Raw genomic sequence first — 17629 nt, forward strand, 5'->3', positions numbered from 1 at the left:
TTTTTACTTTCTCCAGCAGCGGTCCTTAAGTGCGCACTATTTTGTTCTTCTCAGTAGATAACTATCCATAACCCACCCATTCCTCTCCCGCGCTCCCGCGCGAGTCTCGGCAATCCGCTCCGCCACCTCATCCAAAGCTCCAGCAATCAAAATCTCATCCGCCGTCCCCACATACGCCCCCCAATAGATATGCAGCCCCTGCCCAACAAACCGTAGGTAGGTGTCCTTGGCATCGAGCATCACCGCCACACTATCCACGCCTTGCGGCCAGCCCTCGGCCAGCAGGCGGCCGGTGGTGATTTCCACGGCGCGGCCGATCTGGTTCAGCGGTATGCGATGGCGGGCGGTGAGGGCCTGCAGGCTGGTGATGCCGGGGATCACGTCGTAGCTGAGGTCGCTGCGCGCGCTAGCGATGGACTCGATGATGCGGATGCTGCTGTCGTACAGAGAGGGGTCGCCCCAGACCATGAAGGCGGCCGTCTCGCCGTCGCTCATCTGCTCGTCGATCAACTGCTCGAACACCGCCTGCTTGTCGCGGTTCAGCTCGTCCACGCTGGCGCGGTAGTCGGCGGCTTCGCGTTCGCGTTCCGGCTGCTGGCCCTCGGCGAAGCGCGGGTTGTGGCCTTCGAGGAAGCGCTCGCAGATTTCCCGGCGCAGGGCGTTGAGCTTGTGTTTGGCCGGGCCCTTGTCCATCAGGAAGATCACATCGCTGCGGCGCAGGGCCTTGATCGCCTGTTGGGTGATGTAGTCCGGGTCGCCGGCGCCGATGCCGACCAGCAGCAGTTCTTTCATGGTCTGTTCCAGGTGGGCGCGCGGCTTGCGGGCGCCAGTTCGTCGATATGGTGGTAGTCGGCGCCCAGCTCAAAGGCCAGCTGGCGGGCGCGGCCGAGGCGGATGGGCGCGCGTTCGATGTCCAGCAGCAGGCCGGGGCAGGGTAGCGCGGTAAGCCGCGGCCAGTCGCGCAGGCGGCCGTCGGTGAGCAGCAGTAGGCGCTGTTGTTCGCCTGGTTTGTGGCGTTGCCGGCGCGCCAGCCAGGGCGTGGCCAGTTGCAGGGCCTCGATGATCGGGGTACCGCCGCCGGCGCCGAGCTGCTGCAGCCAGGTGTGCAGTTCAGGCGAGGCCTTCTGCCCCTGCCACAGCCAGCGCGGCTGCGCGCCGCCGGCTTCGAGCACGGCCAGGCGTGCGCGCTGGCGGTAGGCGCTGGCGAACAGCTCGGCGAGCAGACCCTTGGCCTGGGCCAGGGCTCCATGGCGGCGGGTGCTGGCCGAGGCATCGACTATCACCAGCCACAGCTCGCCCGGGCGCAGGCGGCGGGCGTGCCAGTGCAGGTCGGCGTGGCGACGCGGGCGGCCGTGGGCGAGGGTCGCCGGCCAGTCGATACGTGTGGGCGTGCCGCTGCCGCGTGCGCCGCTGCGTCCGCCTTGGGCCTGGCCGGGTTGGGGTAGGGCATCCGCGCCTGGGGCCTGGCGTGGGCGGATGCTCAGGGCTTTTTTGGCCAGGCGGGTGGCTCGCGCCGTTCGCCGACCGCCACGGCCTGTGGCGGCAGCGCCCCCCACTGGCCTTCGCCCTGGTCTGGTTGTGCTGGCTGCTGTTGCGACTGGTTTGGTGCTGGCGGCGGGCTAGCGGCGGGCGGTGTGTGTTCGCGGCGGCGATGGGCGAGGACGAAGGACTCCAGGGCGTCGATGTCCTGCGCTTCGATCCGGTCGGCGCCACGCCAGGCAGCGTGGGCGCGGGCGCCGCGCAGCCACACCAGGTCGGCGCGCAGGCCGTCGACGGCGGCGGCGAAGCAGCGCTGGGCGATGGCGTCGAGGCTGGTGTCGTCCAGGGCGATTGCGCTCAGGCGCTGACGGGCATCCATGCAGCGCTGGCGCAGGGCGTCCTGCTCGTTCTGCCACTGGGCGCGGAAGGCTGCGGGGGCGTCGTCGAAGGCCAGGCGGCGGCGGATGATCTCGGCACGCTGGGCCGGCTCGGGTGTGCCGCCGAGTTGGACCTTGAGGCCGAAGCGGTCGAGCAGTTGCGGGCGCAGTTCGCCTTCCTCGGGGTTCATGGTGCCGATCAGCACGAAGCGCGCCGGGTGGCTGTGCGACAGGCCATCGCGCTCGATGTGGTTGATGCCGCTGGCGGCGACGTCGAGCAGCAGATCGACCAGATGGTCGGGCAGCAGGTTGACTTCGTCGACATAGAGCACGCCGCCGTGGGCATTGGCCAGCACGCCAGGGGAGAAGCGCACGCGGCCCTCGCCGAGCGCGGCATCCAGGTCGAGGGTGCCGACGATGCGTTCCTCGCTGGCGCCCAGCGGCAGGGTGACAAAGCGCCCGCCGTCTAGCAGGTCGGCCACGCCGCGCGCCAGGGTGGACTTGGCCATACCGCGCGGGCCCTCGATCAGCACGCCGCCCAGGGCTGGGTCGATGGCGGCCAGGCACAGCGCCAGCTTGAGCTCGTCGGCAGCCACCACGGCGGCCAGGGGGAAATGGGGCTGCATGGCGTTACCTCAAGTGGCGAACCTGTTTACGAGCTTCTGGATTAGAGCCAGACAAGGCAAAAGTGGCCGAGGAAGCGCAATGTACAAGTAGTACATGAGCATTCCGAGGCCGCTTTTAACGCCGTATGGCCGACAGCCAGGAGGTCGTAAGCAGGTTCCAAGGGTTGAAAGGGGGCGGGTTGATCGGTTAGCGTGGCAACCATCGTTTTGGAGATCAGCATGTCGTTTCGTCCTTCCCTGAACCGCCTCGTTCGCTCCGCCGCTGTCGGCGTGGCTGGTGTGTGCGCGCAGGTCGAGGCCGTCGCTTATTTCTTTTATGGGTATTGGTTTAGCCAGCGGCGCGCCTGATACCCCACAGGCGCCCCAGAGCAAAGGGTCGCCACCAGCCAGTTTCACGAAACCCCGGTCGGCCACCCGACCGGGGTTTTTGTTTTTTCGGCCCACAAGGCCAACAACCAGCGCCTGTCGCTGGATGAGCGAGCTAGAGCCAGGCAAGGCGGCGGCCGGTGAGGAAGCGCAGTGTACGAGTGGTACATGAGCATTCCGAACCAACGCCAACGCAGCCTGGCCGACGCGCAGCCATTCAGCGCAGGTGAGAACACAGAGGATCGAAACATGACCGCTTACACCGCCTATTACCGCAGCTACCGCAACTCCGCCTGGCGATTTAGCAGCGCTGCCGCGCACCACCGAGATTCCAGTCGAACACCCAGATAGCGCGCCGCGCGTGGCATGAGACCACGCCGGGCGAGGACCACCGCCATGAATGCTTCCGTTACCGCTCTGCGCGCACAAGCCGTGCCGCCATCCACCACTCGCCGCCGCGCAACGCCGCTGCCGAGCCCCTCCGATCTGCGCCAGCGCCTGCCGCTGTCCGCCGCTCTTGCCAGTCAGGTACAGACCCAGCGCGAGGCCATCCGCGCCGTGCTCGACGGCTCCGACCCGCGCCTGCTGGTCGTCGTCGGCCCCTGTTCCCTGCACGATCCGATTTCCGCCCTCGAATACGCCGACCGCCTGGCCGCACTGGCCCCCGAGGTGAGCGACCAGCTGCTGCTGGTGATGCGTGCCTACGTCGAGAAACCACGCACCACCATCGGCTGGAAGGGCCTGGTCTATGACCCGCAGCTGGACGGCAGCGGCGACATGGCCGGCGGCCTGGAACTGTCGCGCCGGCTGATGCTGGCCATGCTCGAACGCGGCCTGCCAGTGGCCACCGAACTGCTGCAACCGCTGGTGGCCGGTTACTTCGACGACCTGCTGGGCTGGGCCGCCATCGGCGCGCGTACCAGCGAATCGCAGGTGCACCGCGAGCTGGTCAGCGGCCTGGATGTGCCGGTAGGCTTCAAGAACGGTACCGATGGCAGCCTGTCGATTGCCTGCGACGCCATGCGCTCGGCGGCTCACCCGCACCAGCACTTCGGCGTGGACGGCCTGGGTCGCCCGGCCTTGGTCGAGACCGACGGCAACCCGGACACCCACCTGGTGCTGCGCGGCGGCCACGGCGGGCCGAACCATGATGCGGCCAGCGTGGCCGTGGCGCGGGCGAGCCTGGAGAAGCAGGGCATTGCCGCACGCATCATGGTCGACTGCAGTCACGCCAACAGCGGCAAGAACCCGCTGCGCCAGCCGGCGGTGCTGCGCGACGTGCTCGACCAGCGCCTGGCCGGCGACGCCAGCCTGCGCGGGGTGATGCTGGAGAGTCATCTGTTCGATGGTTGCCAGCCGTTGTCCGCCGAACTGCGCTACGGCGTGTCGATCACCGATGGCTGCCTGGGCTGGAGCGGCACCGAGGCGATGCTGCGCGAGGCGGCCGAGCGGCTGCGGGTGGGGCGCTGAGGGCATCAGGACTCCTCCGCATCCAGCAGCAGGTTTTCCAGCGCCGCCTGGTACTCGCCGGGCTGCTGCCAGAGGCCGCGCTGCTGGGCCTCCAGCAGGCGTTCGAGCATGTCCTGCAGGGCGCCGGGGTTGTGCTGCTGGATGAAGTCGCGGGTGTCCTTGTCCAGCAGGTAGGCATCGGCCAGCAGGGCGTACTGGTGGTCGTCGACCAGCTCGCTGGTGGCGTCGAAGCCGAACAGGTAGTCGACCGTGGCGGCCAGCTCGAAGGCGCCCTTGTAGCCGTGGCGCTTCATTCCGGCGATCCACTTGGGGTTTACCGCGCGGGCGCGCACCACGCGGCCGAGTTCTTCCTTGAGCGTGCGGATGCGTGGATTGTCCGGCTGGCTGCTGTCGCCGAAGTAGCTGGCGGCCTTGGCGCCGCGTAGGGTCTCGACTGCCGCCAGCATGCCGCCCTGGAACTGGTAGTAGTCGTTGGAATCGAGGATGTCGTGCTCGCGGTTGTCCTGGTTGTGCAGCACCGCCTGTAGCTGCTGCAAGCGTTCGGCGAACTGCGCGCGAGCCGGCAGGCCCTCGGCGCCCTGGCCGTAGGCGTAACCGCCCCAGTTCAGGTACACCTCGGCCAGGTCCGCGCGGGTCTGCCACAGGCGTTCTTCCACCGCGTTCTGGATGCCGGCGCCATAGGCGCCCGGCTTGGCGCCGAAGATGCGCCAGCCGGCTTGGCGCCGTGCCTCGACCGGGTCTAGCCCCTGGTCCTGATGGCTCAGGGTCTCCTGCCAGACACGCGCGGCCAGCGGGTTCTTATCTTCCGGCTCGTCCAGCTCGGCCACCGCCTGCACAGCCGTATCGAACAGGCGGATCAGGTTGGCGAAGGCGTCGCGGAAGAAGCCGGACACGCGCAGAGTCACGTCCACCCTTGGGCGGCCAAGTTGTTCCAGTGGCAGCACCTCGATGCGCTCGACTCGCTGGCTGCCGGGCTGCCATACCGGGCGCACGCCGAGCAGGGCCAGGGCCTGGGCGATGTCGTCGCCACCGGTGCGCATGGTCGCCGTGCCCCACACCGACAGGCCCAGGCGCTGCAGATGCTCGCCCTCGTCCTGCAGGTGGCGTTCGAGCAGGCGCTCGGCGCTCTGCACGCCGATGCGCCAGGCGGTGGGCGTGGGCAGGTGGCGCACGTCCACCGAATAGAAGTTGCGACCGGTGGGTAGCACGTCCAGGCGCCCGCGACTCGGTGCGCCACTCGGCCCCGGCGGTACGAAACGGCCTTTAAGCGCGGCGAGCAGGCCGTTCATTTCGGCGCCACCGCAGGCGTCCAGCAGCGGGGCGATATGGCTGCGCAGCTCGTTCAGGACCTCGGCGCTGGCCGGGCCAGGGGCTGAGGATTCGAGCTGTTCGATCAGCTGCAGAGCCAGCAGCTCCAGGCGCTCGCGGGTATCGCCACGGCTGCGCCAGGGCTCATCGCTGAGTGCTTGCAGGCAATCCGGGCGCGGGCCGTCCCAGGGCTCGGCCGGCTCGCCGCCGAGCGGGTCGAAGTCCAGCTCAAGGTCCTGGGCAAGGGCGCGTAGCAGGCTGGCGTGCCGGCCATGGCCGTCGCCGCGCGGGATGCGTACCAGCGACAGCAGAGTGTCGCGGCGCAGGCGCCCGCTCGGCGACTCGCCGAAGCAGTGCAGGCCGTCGCGGATCTGCGACTCCTTGAGGTCGCACAGGTAGGCGTCCAGCTGCGGCAGCCAGCTGTCTGGGTCGTCGTTGACCTGCAGGCCCAGCTCGCGGTCGAGGCTGGCCTCGCGCACCTTGCGCTGGATCTCGCTGCGCAGCTCCAGGGCGCGGCGCGGGTCGAGCTGGCTGGCCTCGTAGTACTCGTCGGCCAGACGCTCCAGGTCGCGCAGCGGGCCGTAGCTCTCGGCGCGGGTCAGCGGCGGCATCAAATGATCGAGAATCACCGCCTGGGTGCGGCGCTTGGCCTGGGCGCCCTCGCCGGGGTCGTTGACGATAAAGGGGTAGAGGTTGGGCAGCGGGCCGAGGATCGCGCTCGGCCAGCAGGCCTCGGACAGGCCGACGCTCTTGCCCGGCAGCCACTCCAGGTTGCCGTGCTTGCCGACATGGATCAGCGCGTCGGCGGCGAACGCCGTGCGCAGCCAGCAGTAGAAGGCCAGGTAGCCATGTGGCGGCACCAGGTCCGGGTCGTGGTACACCGCCGCGGCGTCCAGCTGGTAGCCGCGCGCCGGCTGGATGCCGACGAAGGTCAGGCCGAAGCGCAGGCCGGCGATCATCAGGCGACCGCTGCGGTACATCGGGTCCTGCTCGGGTGGGCCCCAGCGCTCCAGCACGTCGCGCTGGTTGGCCGCGGGCAGGCTGGCGAACCAGCGCCGGTAGTCGTCCAGCGCCAGGCTCTGGGCGCAGGGGCGCTGATCGAGGTTGTCCAGATCGTTGGTCACGCCGCCGAGCAGCTGGTGGATCAGAGCGGTACCGTCGTTCGGCAGGCTGTCGGTCGGGTAACCCTGCTGCTGCAGGGCGCGCAGGATATTCAGCGCGGCAGCCGGGGTGTCCAGGCCGACGCCGTTGCCGATGCGGCCGTCGCGGGTCGGGTAGTTGGCCAGGATCAGCGCGACGCGCTTGTCGGCGTTGGCCTTGGCCGCAAGCCGAGTCCAGCGCAGGGCCAGCTCGGCGACGAAGTCCATACCCGGCAGGTGTGGGCGGTAGCGCACCACATCGCTCTGGCTGCGCTCGCTGCGTGCGGCCACGCCCTTGAAGCTGATCGGCCGGGTGATCAGGCGGCCGTCCAGTTCGGGCAGGGCGATGTGCATGGCCAGGTCGCGGGGGCCCAGGCCCTGGGCGCTGGCCTGCCATTGCTCCTCGCTATCGAGGGCGCAGAGTGCCTGCAGCACCGGCACGTCGCGGCGGAATGGCCGTTCCTGCGGCGATTCCGGGTTGGACTGGGCGAAGCCGGTAGTGTTGAGGATCACCGCCGCCTCGGTCTCGTCCAGCCAGGTCTCGACCTGGGCCAGGCACTCGGCTTCCTTGAGGCTGGCCACGGCAATTGGCAGCGGGTTGAGGCCCTGGGCCTGCAGGCGCTGGCAGAAGGTATCGACGAAGGCGGTGTTCCCGGCCTGCACCTGGGCGCGATAGAACAGCAGCGCCGCCACGGGCCAGCCCGGTTGCCAGCCGGCGCGCCAGTGCTCCAGGGTTGCCTCGCCATGCAGTGGGTGGTGGATCAGCGTACGCGGCAGGGCGCGCGGCTCGCTCCACGGGTAGTCGCGCTGCAGCCAGCGGCTGGCGATATGGCGCAGCAGGTGGCGGGCGTTGTCCGCGCCGCCCTGGCGCAGGTACTGCCACAGGCGCTGGCTGTCCTCGCTCGGCACATTGCTCAGCGTGGTCAGCTCGGGATCGGGGCTGTCGTCGCCGGGCACCAGAATGATCTTGGCGCCCAGGCGGCCCAGCTCGACCAGACGCTCGATGCCGTAGCGCCAGTAGCTGACGCCGCCATGTACCGAGATCAGGATGACTTTGGCGTGGCGCAGCACTTGCTCGACGTAGAAGTCCACGGAAGCGTGGTTGGGCAGCTGCGCCGGGCTGGCCAGGCGCAGGCTGGGGAAGTCCTCGGGCAGCTCGCGCGCCACCTCGGCCAGCAGCGACAGATGCGAGTCGCCGGTGCAGAGGATCACCAGCTCGGCCGGGGTCTGGCCGAGGTCGGCGATGCTGTCGGCCGGCAGGGTGACGCCGGCCTGGGCGCGCAGCAGGTGCATGTTAGCCGGCCAGGGCGGCCTTCAGCTCCGCCTCGATGGCGGCGCGGTCGAGGCTCTGGCCGATCAGCACCAGGCGGCTGACGCGCGCTTCGCCCTCGCCCCAGGCGCGGTCGAAGTGGCGGTCGAAGCGTTGGCCGACGCCCTGTACCAGCAGGCGCATGGCCTTGCCGGGGATGGCGGCGAAGCCCTTGACGCGCAGGATGCCGTGTTTGGCCACGGCGTCCTTCAGGGCGGCGAGCAGGCGCGCTTCTTCGGCCTCCGGCAGGACCACGTCGAAGGAGTCGAACTCGTCGTGGTCGTGATCCTCGTCTTCCTCGTCGTGGTGGGTGCGACGGGCGTCGATATGCAGTTCGGTCTCGCAGTTCAGGCCGAGCAGCACGCCGAGCGGCAGGTCGCCGTCCTGGGCCTCGATCACCTTGACCGCCGGCGGCAGTTCCTCGGCCACCTCGGCGCGTACGGCGGCCAGGGCGTCGGCGTCTAGCAGGTCGGTCTTGTTCAGTACCACCAGGTCGGCGCTGGCCAGCTGGTCGGCGAACAGTTCGTGCAGCGGCGATTCGTGGTCGAGGTTCGGGTCCTGCTTGCGCTGGGCGTCCACCTGATCGGGGAAGGCGGCGAAGGTGCCGGCGGCCACTGCTGGGCTGTCGACCACGGTGATCACTGCATCGACGGTGCAGGCGGTGCGGATTTCCGGCCAGTTGAAGGCCTGTACCAGCGGCTTGGGCAGGGCCAGGCCGGAGGTCTCGATAAGGATGTGGTCGAGCTCGCCGCGACGTGCCACCAGCTCGCGCATCACCGGGAAGAATTCTTCCTGCACGGTGCAGCACAGGCAGCCGTTGGCCAGCTCATAGACGCGGCCGTTGGCTTCTTCCTCGGTGCAGCCGATGGAGCACTGCTTGAGGATGGCACCGTCGATGCCCAGTTCGCCGAATTCGTTGACGATCACCGCGATGCGGCGGCCGCCGGCATTGGCCAGCAGGTGACGGAGCAGGGTGGTTTTGCCGGCACCGAGAAAGCCGGTGACGATGGTGACAGGAAGTTTGGCGAGCGATTGCATGGCAGCCCCGGAAGCGTCGTGAAATGGACGGACGGGCAGGGCGGGGCACGCGCGGACGAGCGAGGGCCGAACACCACCGGATCACCCCGCCCGGTTGTCGAAACATTTGCGAGGCAGGTCTCCTGGCTTACGGCGTGAGCCCAAAAACCTTTTACGATTTCGCCGCTTGGGCTGGCGAAATCGTAAGAGGTTCGGGCTCGATCCCTCACCTTCCCGCCCTACAGGGCAGTGGCATTTCGAAGAATCTCGTCCGTTCACAGTTGCGGGGGCAGCCAGGGCTTGAAAGACCCTGTTCCCTCTTAGCTTCTTCGGCTGGCGAAGAAGAACCTCGGAAAGGGCGCAAGGCTACGCAGTGCCTGGGGTACGGTCAACCTCGCGGTTGACGCTGGGCGGGGCTTCGTGATGTTCTAGAAAAGCTGTTTCAGGTGCCTCTCGCCGCCGTGCGCGAGGTGAAACGGGAAGCCGGTGGGCCCTTCTCCATGCATGGAGTGGGCGAGTCCGGCGCTGCCCCCGCAACGGTAAGCGATCGACGGGTCCTCAATGCCACTGTGCCTCGTGCATGGGAAGGCCGACCCGGTTCCTGCAAAGGCGTCGCAAGCCCGGAGACCGGCCTGAATCTTCGTTAGAACCCGCTTGGACGCCTCGTGAGCCAGAGCCTGCCGTTATTCCGCAGAGCTGGCGCGCAGCAGACGTCGAACGGGCTCGTTGGCAACCCGCGGTGGGCGGGCGCATGCCGGTTTATGGCCCTGGATGGGTCATTTCCTCGCTGCGACCTTCTACCGGAATACCAATCCCTGGAAGGTGCTCATCATGTCCAGCCGCACGCTGTCGTCCTCCGCTTCCGTTTCGCTCCCGCTGTCCAAACGCCTGGCCATCGCCGCCGGCAGCTGCCTGCTCGGCGCACTGCTGATCTTCTTCGCCGGCTTCTCGCATATCGAGGCGATGCACAACGCCGCCCACGACACGCGCCACAGCGCCGCCTTCCCCTGCCACTGAGACCGCCTGCCATGATCAAGCGCATCGCCCAGACTGCGGGCTTCGCAGGCCTCTTGGCCGCCATCGTTCTGACCCTGTTGCAGAGCCTGTGGGTCACCCCGCTGATCCTGCATGCGGAAACCTTCGAAACCGCCGAGCCGGTGGCTGAGCACAGCCACGAGACGCCGGTCGCCGCCCATGAGCACGAACACGAGGAGGCCGCCGGCCATAGCCACGATGGCGAGGCCTGGGCGCCAGAAGATGGCTGGCAGCGCACCCTGTCTACCGGCCTGAGCAATCTGGTGGTGGCTGTTGGCTTCGCCCTGATGCTGGCTGGTCTGTTCACCCTGCGTGCACCGAGCCAGACCTGGCAGGGCCTGCTCTGGGGGCTGGGCGGTTTTGCCGTGTTCAGCCTGGCGCCGTCCGCCGGCCTGCCGCCGGAGCTGCCGGGTACTGCCGCTGCCGACCTGCTGCTGCGTCAGTGCTGGTGGATCGGCACTGCCGTCGCCACTGCTGCTGGCCTGGGTCTGATCGCCTTCGGCCGCAACTGGGCGCTGCGTGGCGTCGGCCTGGTGCTGCTGGCCGTGCCGCACCTGATCGGCGCGCCGCAGCCGGAAGTTCACGAGAGCCTGGCGCCCGAGGCGCTTGAGCACGAGTTCATCCTCGCCTCGCTGCTGACCAACGCGCTATTCTGGTTGGCCCTGGGCCTGGCCGCCGCCTGGTTCTTCGCCCGTGGCGAACAGCGCGACGCCTGATCCGCTGCTGATCGCCGGTCTCGGCTGTCGCCGCGGCTGCACGGCGGCCGAGCTGCGCCAACTGCTGGAACAGAGCTTGGCGCAGCTCGCACTGCCGCTAGATGCGCTGCATGGCCTGGCCAGCAGTGCATACAAACGCGACGAAGCGGGTCTGCTGCTGCTGGCGGCAGACCTTGGCCTGCCGCTGGACTTCTATTCGGCCGAGCAACTGGCGTCCTACGAGTCACAGCTGAGCGAAAGCTCGGAGCAGGTGCGCGAGCTGACCGGCTCCGCCAGCGTGGCTGAGGCCAGTGCCCTGGCCTGCGCTGCCGAACGCTCTGGTCGTGCCGCCACCCTGATCTGCCGCAAACAGCGCAGCGCCGCTGCTACCCTGGCCATCGCCACGGCCTGAACCGGAATTTCCCATGACCGTCTATTTCATCGGTGCCGGCCCCGGCGATCCTGAGCTGATCACCGTCAAAGGCCAGCGCCTGATCCGCAGCTGCCCGGTGATTCTCTATGCAGGTTCGCTGGTACCCGAGGCTGTGTTGCAGGGCCACAGCGCCGAGCTGCTGGTGAACACCGCCGAGCTGCACCTTTCGCAGATCATCACGCTGCTGGCCGAAGCCCATGCCAAGGGCCAGGATGTGGCCCGCGTGCACTCCGGCGATCCGTCGCTGTACGGCGCCATCGGCGAGCAGATTCGCGAGCTGCGGGCACTGCAGATTCCTTTCGAGATCATTCCCGGCGTCACCGCTACGGCGGCCTGCGCGGCGCTGCTGGAGGCCGAGCTGACCCTGCCCGAAGTGGCGCAGACGGTGATCCTCACCCGCTATGGGCACAACTCGCCGATGCCGGCGGGGGAAGAGCTGGGTGCCCTGGCCAGCCACCGTGCGACTATGGCCATCCATCTCGGCGTGCAGCATCTGCCGCGCATCGTCACGGAGCTGCTGCCGCACTACGGCGCCGACTGCTCGATCGCCGTGGTGCATCGCGCCAGTTGGCCGGATCAGGACTGGGTGCGCGGCACTCTGGCGGATATCGAGGTGAAGGTGGCGGAGAAGGGCTTCCGTCGTACCGCGTTGATCCTGGTCGGCCGCGTGTTGAGCGCGGAGGACTTCGCCGGCTCGGCGCTGTATGCCGAGGCTACGCGCCACTTGTTCAGGAAAGACGGCGCAGGCAGTACAGACTGAGGTCGCTGTTGCCCTGGTTGTCGGCGATGGCGAGCTCGCCGCCCTGTGCCTTCAGCCGCGTATTCAGCTCGCTGGCGTAGAGCGCCTGACGAAAGTGTGGGTAGTCCAGCTGCGGCGCCAGCCACAGGTGCAGCTGTGGCAGGCGGAAGGCCCAGTAGTCGGCCTGGCAGTCGAAGCCGGCCGCTTGCAGGCGGGCGAGCAGGGCAACATTGCCGGCGAGCACGGCCTGGCACTGGGCGAAGAAGCTTTCCACGGGATCGTTCATGGCGGCGAATATTGCGCGGCGCCAAGGGTTGCGGGCAACCTGTGCGCCTCTTTCGGGCAAGGATCTCTCATGCGTGACTATCAGTGGCTGCACGAATACTGCCTCAACCGCTTCGGCTCGGCCGCGGCGCTGGAGGCCCGGTTGCCGCAGCCGAAGAGCGACGCCGAGCTGCGCGCGCTGAGCGATGACCGCTACCTGTCGCTGATCGCCCTGCGCGTGTTTCGCGCCGGCCTCAAGCACAGCCTGGTGGACGCCAAATGGCCCGCCTTCGAAGAAGTGTTCTTTGGCTTCGACCCGGAGAAGGTGGTGCTGATGGGCGCCGAGCACCTGGAACGGCTGATGCAAGATGCACGGCTGATCCGCCACCTGGGCAAGCTCAAGAGCGTACCGCGCAACGCCCAGTTCGTTCTCGACGTACAGAAGGACAAGGGCAGCTTCGGCGCGCTGATCGCCGACTGGCCGGTGACCGACATAGTCGGCCTGTGGAAGTACCTGGCCAAGCACGGCAGCCAGCTCGGCGGTCTGTCGGCACCGCGCTTCCTGCGCATGGTCGGCAAGGACACCTTCATTCCCAGCGACGACATGGTTGCCGCACTCAAGGCTCAGAACATTATCGACAAGGCGCCGACCAGCCAGAAGGACCTGGCCCTGGTGCAGGCCGCCTTCAACGAATGGCAGGCACAAAGCGGCCGGCCGCTGTGCCAGCTGTCGATGATGCTGTCCTATACCGTGAATCACTGATAGGCGAGCGCAACGTCTGACTCGGAGGAAATGGCATGCAGCAGGACATCATCCGTGTAGCCCTGGCCATCCAGAAGGCCGAGCGCATCCTGATCATCACTGGTGCCGGGCTCTCGGCGGACTCCGGGCTGCCTACCTATCGTGGCCTGGGGGGGCTGTACAACGGCCTGACGGCCGAAGGCCTGCCGATTGAGGCGGCGTTGTCGGGGCCGATGCTGCAGCGCGATCCGGTGCTGTGCTGGAAGTACCTGGCGCAGCTCGGCGAGGCCTGCCTGGGCGCCAGCCCCAATGCCGGGCATGCCGCCATTGCCGAGCTGCAGCGGCGCAAGCCGGGCTGCTGGGTGTTGACGCAGAACATCGATGGCTATCACCGCCGGGCGGGTTCTCCGCTGGAGCGGCTGATCGAGATCCATGGCGAGCTGGCGCCGCTGTTCTGCCAGTCCTGTGGCGCCGAAGATCCGCACCTGGCCGAGCACCTGCAGCAGCCGTTGCCCCCGCGCTGTGCCCAGTGCGGGGGCATCCTGCGCCCACCGGTGGTGCTGTTCGAGGAAATGCTGCCGGAGGGTGCCATTGGTCGGCTTTATGATCAGGTGCGTCAGGGCTTCGAAGTGGTTATCGCGGTAGGTACTACCGCAAGCTTTCCCTATATTGTCGAGCCCATGGTCGAGGCCAGACGCAGCGGGGGCTTCACCGTCGAAGTGAACCCTCAGCAGACCGATATCAGTCGCTGGGTGGATGCCCGATTATCGGGAAGGGCGTCAGACGTTTTGCCGGAACTACTAAGTCACATTTGCGGGCATTGAATTTGCAAATCGTCTTCATAGACGGCATAGTCGCTCGCCAACAAATTCCAGACAGACACGGTCGTGCCCATGCTAAAGCGCTTCGCACCCCTCGTGCCCATTGCACTCACAGCTCTGCTGACGGCTTGCGCCACTACCCAGGCCCCGCAGCAGCCCCAGATGGATCTGGCTTACAAGTCACCGCAATCCGCCGACTACAGCCTCTTCGAAGAAGAAGAGCCGTTGGCCGATTTCTCGGATGACAAACCCTACGAGCTGCCGTCGCTGGCGGATAGCATTCTGGCCCATGGACTTTCCCTGGTCGGAACGCGCTACCGTATGGGTGGCACCTCGGTGACCAGTGGTTTTGACTGCAGTGGCTTCGTCGGCTTCCTGTTCAAGGAAGAGGCGGGCATGAAGCTGCCACGCTCCACCCGTGAGCTGATCAATCTGGATGCCCCGTTGGTATCCCGCCACGATCTGGAGCCGGGTGATCTGATCTTCTTCAACAACCGTGGTCGCGGTCGCGTCAGTCATGCCGGTATCTATCTGGGTGATGACCAGTTCATTCACTCCAGCAGCAGCCGCAGTGGTGGCGTGCGGGTGGACAGCCTGGACGATAGCTACTGGAGCCGCAGTTACATGGAGGCCAAGCGTGTACTGGCCCTGGCTCCGGATCAGTCGAGCGCTACGAGTTCCTTGTTGCCCCGTTGATTGCACGGGCCTTGCGCCCGTGCCTTCGAGCCGGCAGAGTAGGGCGCATTCCGGCCAGGACGCCCGCCCATGCATTTCACGGCTCGCCTCTCCCTGCTAGCCCTCGCCGCGCTGCTCACCGCATGCGCCGGCAACCCTCCCTCTCAGGAACCCTACAATCCCTTCCCCATCGTCGGCGTCAATGCCGATGACGTGGTGATCAGTGCCATCGGCCTGGAAGGTACGCCCTATCGCTATGGCGGCAACACGCCGGAGAGCGGTTTCGACTGCAGTGGCCTGATCGGCTACGTCTACCGCAATGCCGCGGGTATTCAGCTGCCACGCTCGACCCGCGACATGATCAATCTGCGCGTGCCCAATGTCGGTCGCGGCGAACTGCAGAGCGGTGATCTGGTGTTCTTCGCCACCAACGGTGGCGGCAAGGTGAGCCACGCCGGTATCTACGTTGGCGAGGGGCGCTTCGTGCATGCGCCGTCCAGCGGAGGAACTGTCCGCCTCGACTATCTGACACAGACCTATTGGCAGAAGAGCTACCTCGGCGCCAAGCGGGTACTGGCCGCCGGCCAACTGGCGCGTCAGCCATGACCGGCCGCACGCTGGCGCTCGACGATGCGCTCTACCAATATCTGTTGGATGTCTCGTTGCGCGAGTCGCCGCTGCTCAAGCGCCTGCGCGACGAGACCCAGCAGTTGCCCATGGCGCGCTGGCAGATTGCGCCCGAGCAGGGCCAGTTCATGGCCCTGCTGGTGCAACTCAGCGGTGCGCGCAAGATGCTTGAGATTGGCACCTATACCGGCTACAGCGCACTGTGCATGGCTCAGGCTGCTGGCGAGGAAGGTCGGCTGATCTGCTGCGACCTGCCCGGTGATTACAATGCCATCGCCGAGCGCTACTGGCATGAGGCCGGTCTGTCCGAGCGCATCGATTTGCGCCTGGCACCTGCATTGGAGACCCTCAGTGCCCTGGAGCGAGGTGGCCATGGAGAGAGTTTCGATCTGATCTTCATCGATGCCGATAAGGCCAACTACACGGTGTACCTGGAACACGCTCTGGTGTTGGCGCGCAAGGGCGGCCTGATCCTGTTCGACAACACCTTGTGGGGCGGTCGGGTGCTGGAGACCAGCCCGGACAGCGCTGATACCCGCGCGATTCAGGCGCTCAACCGTGGCCTGCGCCGCGACACCCGCGTCGAGCTCAGCCTGCTGCCGCTGGGCGACGGGCTGAGCATCTGCCGCAAGCGCTAGAGCCTGCCAGCCAGGGGCTGTGGCATCATCGCCACATGCCCGAACCGATCCGCCTGCCACCCCAGCCCGATGCCTGCGAGCTCTGCGCCCGCGCCTTGCCACTGACCCGCCATCACCTGATCCCCAAGGCCCTGCACGACAAGCCCTATGTGCAGAAGCGCTTCGCCAAGGGCGAGCGCATCACGGCCACGCTGTGGGTCTGCCGCGGCTGCCACAACCAGATCCACAAGCTGTTCAGCGAGAAGGAACTGGCGCTGACCTACAACAGCCGCGAGGCCCTGCTCGGCGACGAGCGCCTGCTCACCTTCGTCGAGTGGCTGGCGAGCAAGCCGGCGGGCTTCACGCCCAAGCACTGAGGCTCAGGCGCCGGCAGCCAGTGCTTCGCATTCCACCACGCAGCGTTGGCAGGCCTGGGCGCACTGCTGGCAGTGGTCGTGTTGGTGCTTGCCGCAGGCCTCGGCGCAGGCCTGGCAGGCGATTGCGCAGAGGCGCAGGAATTCGTCGCACAGCGGGCTGTCGCGCACCATCAGGCGTTCGGCCAGGCGGCAGATGTCGGCGCAGTCGATATCACAGGCGATGCAGATGGCCATGTGCTGTAGATCGGGCTCCTTGAGGCAGGCGGCGGCGCAGGTTTCACAGGCAATGGCGCAGGCGCTGCAGGCCTGGATGCAGGAGGCGTAACGTTGGTGGGCCATGGGATTCTCCTTTGCTCGATTGTTCTGCTGTGAGCCCTCTGGTTCCTGTGGGTTCGGCCGATCTGCCGGGCGGTGCGATTGACCGAGGCATGAGCTGGCCCTAAGCTTCGCGCCTGCTTCAGGTGCCCCGACGCGACGCGTCCGTGGGTGAAACAGGGAAGCCGGTGCATTCGTTACGAAGATTCCGGCGCTGCCCCCGCAACGGTAGGTGAGGAAATGGGTCGCTTGATGCCACTGTGTTACGGCACGGGAAGGCGCGATCCACGGGCTGCAAGGCCTTGCTCACGAGCCCGGAGACCGGCCTGTCGCGATCCACGGCAGTGCGGCGGGCTCTGCGGTTGCGGCCCCCTCGGGCCTGGCCGTTTCTTTCCTCGTTCTGTCCTTGTTTCTGTTCGTGTGCCCGCCAACCGGGTGCGCAGGGCGCTCTGGCGCCGGCAAAGAGGAGTCCGAACATGAACGAGTCGGCCGAACGCGACGCCCGCCACCTGGCGCGCATGCAGCGCAAGAAAGCCCTGATCGACGAAAAGATCGCCCAGGCCCAGGACGAATACGGCCTGCTGCTGGTGCATTCCGGCAACGGCAAGGGCAAGAGCAGCTCGGCCTTCGGCATGGTCGCCCGCGCCCTCGGCCACGGCATGCGGGTCGGCGTGGTGCAGTTCATCAAGGGCGCCGCCAGTACTGGCGAGGAAGCCTTCTTCCTCCGCTTCCCTGACGAGGTGCGCTGGTTCGTCATGGGCGAGGGCTTCACCTGGGAAACCCAGGACCGCCAGCGCGATATCGCTATGGCCGGCGAGGCCTGGAAGGTGGCGCGCCAGCTGCTGGCCGACGAGAGCATCGGCCTGGTGGTGCTGGACGAGCTGAATATCGCCCTCAAGCACGGCTACCTGCAGCTGGACGAAGTGCTCGCCGATATCGAAGCGCGTCCGTTGCTGCAGCACGTGGTGGTGACCGGCCGCGGCGCGCAGCCGGGGATGATCGAGGCGGCGGATACGGTGACCGAGATGACCCTGGTCAAGCATGCCTTCAAGGCTGGAGTGAAGGCGCAGAAGGGAGTGGAGTTTTGATGCCTTTCCGCCCCCAGCACGCCGTGCGCTGTGTCAGCGGCACTTGCCGTACGGGTATGTACTGTCTGCGTGCCGCTTCCTTGCGCACGACGCACTGGCTGGCGGAAAGC

The 17629-nt window shown here is 67.2% G+C and carries 20 protein-coding genes and 3 riboswitches; of the genes, 13 read left to right on the forward strand and 7 right to left on the reverse strand.

The features are described from left to right. Positions 1 to 36: 36 nt before the first annotated feature. Genes cobF through IB234_RS17765 form a run of 3 tightly spaced genes read right to left on the reverse strand, consistent with a single transcriptional unit; the run spans position 37 to position 2482 of the window. Complete coding sequence (gene cobF, locus IB234_RS17755; RefSeq protein WP_192320375.1) at positions 37 to 792, reverse strand: precorrin-6A synthase (deacetylating); 756 nt, start codon at positions 790 to 792, stop codon at positions 37 to 39. Continuing rightward, positions 789 to 1499, reverse strand: a complete 711-nt coding sequence (locus IB234_RS17760; RefSeq protein WP_225580691.1) for a vWA domain-containing protein — start codon at positions 1497 to 1499, stop codon at positions 789 to 791. The genes cobF and IB234_RS17760 overlap by 4 nt, the downstream gene beginning before the upstream one ends. Further along, positions 1481 to 2482, reverse strand: coding sequence for an ATP-binding protein (locus IB234_RS17765; RefSeq protein ID WP_192320379.1), 1002 nt, complete (start codon positions 2480 to 2482; stop codon positions 1481 to 1483). The genes IB234_RS17760 and IB234_RS17765 overlap by 19 nt, the downstream gene beginning before the upstream one ends. Before the next feature lie 219 nt (positions 2483 to 2701). Here IB234_RS17765 and IB234_RS24170 point away from each other — a divergent pair, with 219 nt between their 5' ends. Continuing rightward, positions 2702 to 2830: a hypothetical protein gene (locus tag IB234_RS24170; RefSeq protein ID WP_263864199.1), complete on the forward strand. Its 129-nt coding sequence runs from the start codon at positions 2702 to 2704 to the stop codon at positions 2828 to 2830. A gap of 414 nt (positions 2831 to 3244) precedes the next feature. Further along, positions 3245 to 4318 carry a 3-deoxy-7-phosphoheptulonate synthase gene (locus IB234_RS17770; protein ID WP_192320381.1) on the forward strand — a complete coding sequence of 358 codons (1074 nt, stop codon included), beginning with the start codon at positions 3245 to 3247 and terminating at the stop codon, positions 4316 to 4318. A gap of 5 nt (positions 4319 to 4323) precedes the next feature. Here the strand turns inward: IB234_RS17770 and cobN are convergent, their stop codons facing one another. Together cobN and cobW are read right to left on the reverse strand one after the other, a co-directional pair. Beyond that, positions 4324 to 8058 (reverse strand): cobaltochelatase subunit CobN, encoded by a 3735-nt coding sequence (gene cobN / locus IB234_RS17775; protein WP_192320383.1) that lies wholly within the window; start codon positions 8056 to 8058, stop codon positions 4324 to 4326. Between the two features lies 1 nt (position 8059). After that, complete coding sequence (gene cobW / locus IB234_RS17780; protein WP_192320385.1) at positions 8060 to 9112, reverse strand: cobalamin biosynthesis protein CobW; 1053 nt, start codon at positions 9110 to 9112, stop codon at positions 8060 to 8062. A gap of 94 nt (positions 9113 to 9206) precedes the next feature. Next, positions 9207 to 9458, reverse strand: a riboswitch (cobalamin riboswitch). Positions 9459 to 9518: 60 nt separating this feature from the next. After that, a riboswitch (cobalamin riboswitch) is annotated at positions 9519 to 9742 on the forward strand. Between the two features lie 180 nt (positions 9743 to 9922). On the opposite strand from cobW, the gene IB234_RS17785 reads away from it, so the two are divergent. Genes IB234_RS17785 through cobM form a run of 4 tightly spaced genes read left to right on the forward strand, consistent with a single transcriptional unit; the run spans position 9923 to position 12014 of the window. Continuing rightward, on the forward strand, positions 9923 to 10108 hold the full coding sequence (locus IB234_RS17785; protein ID WP_225580665.1) for a CbtB domain-containing protein: 186 nt from the start codon (positions 9923 to 9925) through the stop codon (positions 10106 to 10108). A gap of 11 nt (positions 10109 to 10119) precedes the next feature. Beyond that, positions 10120 to 10842 carry a CbtA family protein gene (locus IB234_RS17790; protein ID WP_192320387.1) on the forward strand — a complete coding sequence of 241 codons (723 nt, stop codon included), beginning with the start codon at positions 10120 to 10122 and terminating at the stop codon, positions 10840 to 10842. After that, the gene (locus tag IB234_RS17795; protein WP_192320389.1) at positions 10820 to 11233 is read left to right on the forward strand and encodes a cobalamin biosynthesis protein; all 414 of its coding nucleotides are present in this window, start codon (positions 10820 to 10822) and stop codon (positions 11231 to 11233) included. The genes IB234_RS17790 and IB234_RS17795 overlap by 23 nt, the downstream gene beginning before the upstream one ends. A 13-nt stretch (positions 11234 to 11246) precedes the next feature. Next, complete coding sequence (gene cobM, locus IB234_RS17800) at positions 11247 to 12014, forward strand: precorrin-4 C(11)-methyltransferase (protein WP_192320391.1); 768 nt, start codon at positions 11247 to 11249, stop codon at positions 12012 to 12014. Here the strand turns inward: cobM and IB234_RS17805 are convergent. Further along, on the reverse strand, positions 11983 to 12279 hold the full coding sequence (locus IB234_RS17805; protein ID WP_192320393.1) for a hypothetical protein: 297 nt from the start codon (positions 12277 to 12279) through the stop codon (positions 11983 to 11985). The two genes, cobM and IB234_RS17805, sit on opposite strands and share 32 nt — an antisense overlap. 69 nt (positions 12280 to 12348) lie before the next feature. On the opposite strand from IB234_RS17805, the gene IB234_RS17810 reads away from it, so the two are divergent. The 6 genes from IB234_RS17810 to IB234_RS17835 all read left to right on the forward strand — a co-directional run bounded on the left by IB234_RS17810 (position 12349) and on the right by IB234_RS17835 (position 16116). After that, positions 12349 to 13020, forward strand: coding sequence for a DNA-3-methyladenine glycosylase I (locus tag IB234_RS17810; protein WP_192320395.1), 672 nt, complete (start codon positions 12349 to 12351; stop codon positions 13018 to 13020). A 35-nt stretch (positions 13021 to 13055) separates the two neighbouring features. Then, entirely contained in the window at positions 13056 to 13823 is a 768-nt protein-coding gene (locus IB234_RS17815) for an NAD-dependent deacylase (protein WP_192320397.1), read from the forward strand. A 69-nt stretch (positions 13824 to 13892) separates the two neighbouring features. Then, a complete protein-coding gene (locus tag IB234_RS17820) occupies positions 13893 to 14516 on the forward strand; it encodes a C40 family peptidase (protein WP_192320399.1) in 624 nt (207 codons plus the stop codon). A 69-nt stretch (positions 14517 to 14585) separates the two neighbouring features. Further along, complete coding sequence (locus IB234_RS17825) at positions 14586 to 15101, forward strand: C40 family peptidase (RefSeq protein ID WP_192320401.1); 516 nt, start codon at positions 14586 to 14588, stop codon at positions 15099 to 15101. Continuing rightward, the gene (locus IB234_RS17830) at positions 15098 to 15760 is read left to right on the forward strand and encodes an O-methyltransferase (protein WP_192320404.1); all 663 of its coding nucleotides are present in this window, start codon (positions 15098 to 15100) and stop codon (positions 15758 to 15760) included. The genes IB234_RS17825 and IB234_RS17830 overlap by 4 nt, the downstream gene beginning before the upstream one ends. Before the next feature lie 35 nt (positions 15761 to 15795). Then, positions 15796 to 16116 (forward strand): hypothetical protein, encoded by a 321-nt coding sequence (locus tag IB234_RS17835; RefSeq protein WP_192320406.1) that lies wholly within the window; start codon positions 15796 to 15798, stop codon positions 16114 to 16116. A 3-nt stretch (positions 16117 to 16119) separates the two neighbouring features. Here IB234_RS17835 and IB234_RS17840 read toward each other — a convergent pair whose 3' ends face one another. Next, positions 16120 to 16455 carry a four-helix bundle copper-binding protein gene (locus tag IB234_RS17840; RefSeq protein ID WP_192320408.1) on the reverse strand — a complete coding sequence of 112 codons (336 nt, stop codon included), beginning with the start codon at positions 16453 to 16455 and terminating at the stop codon, positions 16120 to 16122. Between the two features lie 103 nt (positions 16456 to 16558). Beyond that, positions 16559 to 16776, forward strand: a riboswitch (cobalamin riboswitch). A 131-nt stretch (positions 16777 to 16907) separates the two neighbouring features. Between IB234_RS17840 and cobO the strand changes: the two genes are divergently transcribed. Further along, positions 16908 to 17519: a cob(I)yrinic acid a,c-diamide adenosyltransferase gene (cobO, locus tag IB234_RS17845; protein WP_192320410.1), complete on the forward strand. Its 612-nt coding sequence runs from the start codon at positions 16908 to 16910 to the stop codon at positions 17517 to 17519. Positions 17520 to 17629: the final 110 nt, after the last annotated feature.

Source organism: Pseudomonas sp. PDM16 (assembly GCF_014851865.1).
Lineage (GTDB): Bacteria > Pseudomonadota > Gammaproteobacteria > Pseudomonadales > Pseudomonadaceae > Aquipseudomonas.

Excerpts from the sequence above, each read along its gene's own strand:
- cobF (WP_192320375.1), bottom strand. The coding sequence starts at position 792 with ATGAAAGAACTGCTGCTGGTCGGCATCGGCGCCGGCGACCCGGACTAC.
- IB234_RS17765 (WP_192320379.1), bottom strand. The coding sequence starts at position 2,482 with ATGCAGCCCCATTTCCCCCTGGCCGCCGTGGTGGCTGCCGACGAGCTC.
- IB234_RS24170 (WP_263864199.1), top strand. The coding sequence starts at position 2,702 with ATGTCGTTTCGTCCTTCCCTGAACCGCCTCGTTCGCTCCGCCGCTGTC.
- IB234_RS17770 (WP_192320381.1), top strand. The coding sequence starts at position 3,245 with ATGAATGCTTCCGTTACCGCTCTGCGCGCACAAGCCGTGCCGCCATCC.
- cobN (WP_192320383.1), bottom strand. The coding sequence starts at position 8,058 with ATGCACCTGCTGCGCGCCCAGGCCGGCGTCACCCTGCCGGCCGACAGC.
- cobW (WP_192320385.1), bottom strand. The coding sequence starts at position 9,112 with ATGCAATCGCTCGCCAAACTTCCTGTCACCATCGTCACCGGCTTTCTC.
- IB234_RS17785 (WP_225580665.1), top strand. The coding sequence starts at position 9,923 with ATGTCCAGCCGCACGCTGTCGTCCTCCGCTTCCGTTTCGCTCCCGCTG.
- IB234_RS17790 (WP_192320387.1), top strand. The coding sequence starts at position 10,120 with ATGATCAAGCGCATCGCCCAGACTGCGGGCTTCGCAGGCCTCTTGGCC.
- cobM (WP_192320391.1), top strand. The coding sequence starts at position 11,247 with ATGACCGTCTATTTCATCGGTGCCGGCCCCGGCGATCCTGAGCTGATC.
- IB234_RS17805 (WP_192320393.1), bottom strand. The coding sequence starts at position 12,279 with ATGAACGATCCCGTGGAAAGCTTCTTCGCCCAGTGCCAGGCCGTGCTC.
- IB234_RS17810 (WP_192320395.1), top strand. The coding sequence starts at position 12,349 with ATGCGTGACTATCAGTGGCTGCACGAATACTGCCTCAACCGCTTCGGC.
- IB234_RS17815 (WP_192320397.1), top strand. The coding sequence starts at position 13,056 with ATGCAGCAGGACATCATCCGTGTAGCCCTGGCCATCCAGAAGGCCGAG.
- IB234_RS17820 (WP_192320399.1), top strand. The coding sequence starts at position 13,893 with ATGCTAAAGCGCTTCGCACCCCTCGTGCCCATTGCACTCACAGCTCTG.
- IB234_RS17825 (WP_192320401.1), top strand. The coding sequence starts at position 14,586 with ATGCATTTCACGGCTCGCCTCTCCCTGCTAGCCCTCGCCGCGCTGCTC.
- IB234_RS17830 (WP_192320404.1), top strand. The coding sequence starts at position 15,098 with ATGACCGGCCGCACGCTGGCGCTCGACGATGCGCTCTACCAATATCTG.
- IB234_RS17835 (WP_192320406.1), top strand. The coding sequence starts at position 15,796 with ATGCCCGAACCGATCCGCCTGCCACCCCAGCCCGATGCCTGCGAGCTC.
- IB234_RS17840 (WP_192320408.1), bottom strand. The coding sequence starts at position 16,455 with ATGGCCCACCAACGTTACGCCTCCTGCATCCAGGCCTGCAGCGCCTGC.
- cobO (WP_192320410.1), top strand. The coding sequence starts at position 16,908 with ATGAACGAGTCGGCCGAACGCGACGCCCGCCACCTGGCGCGCATGCAG.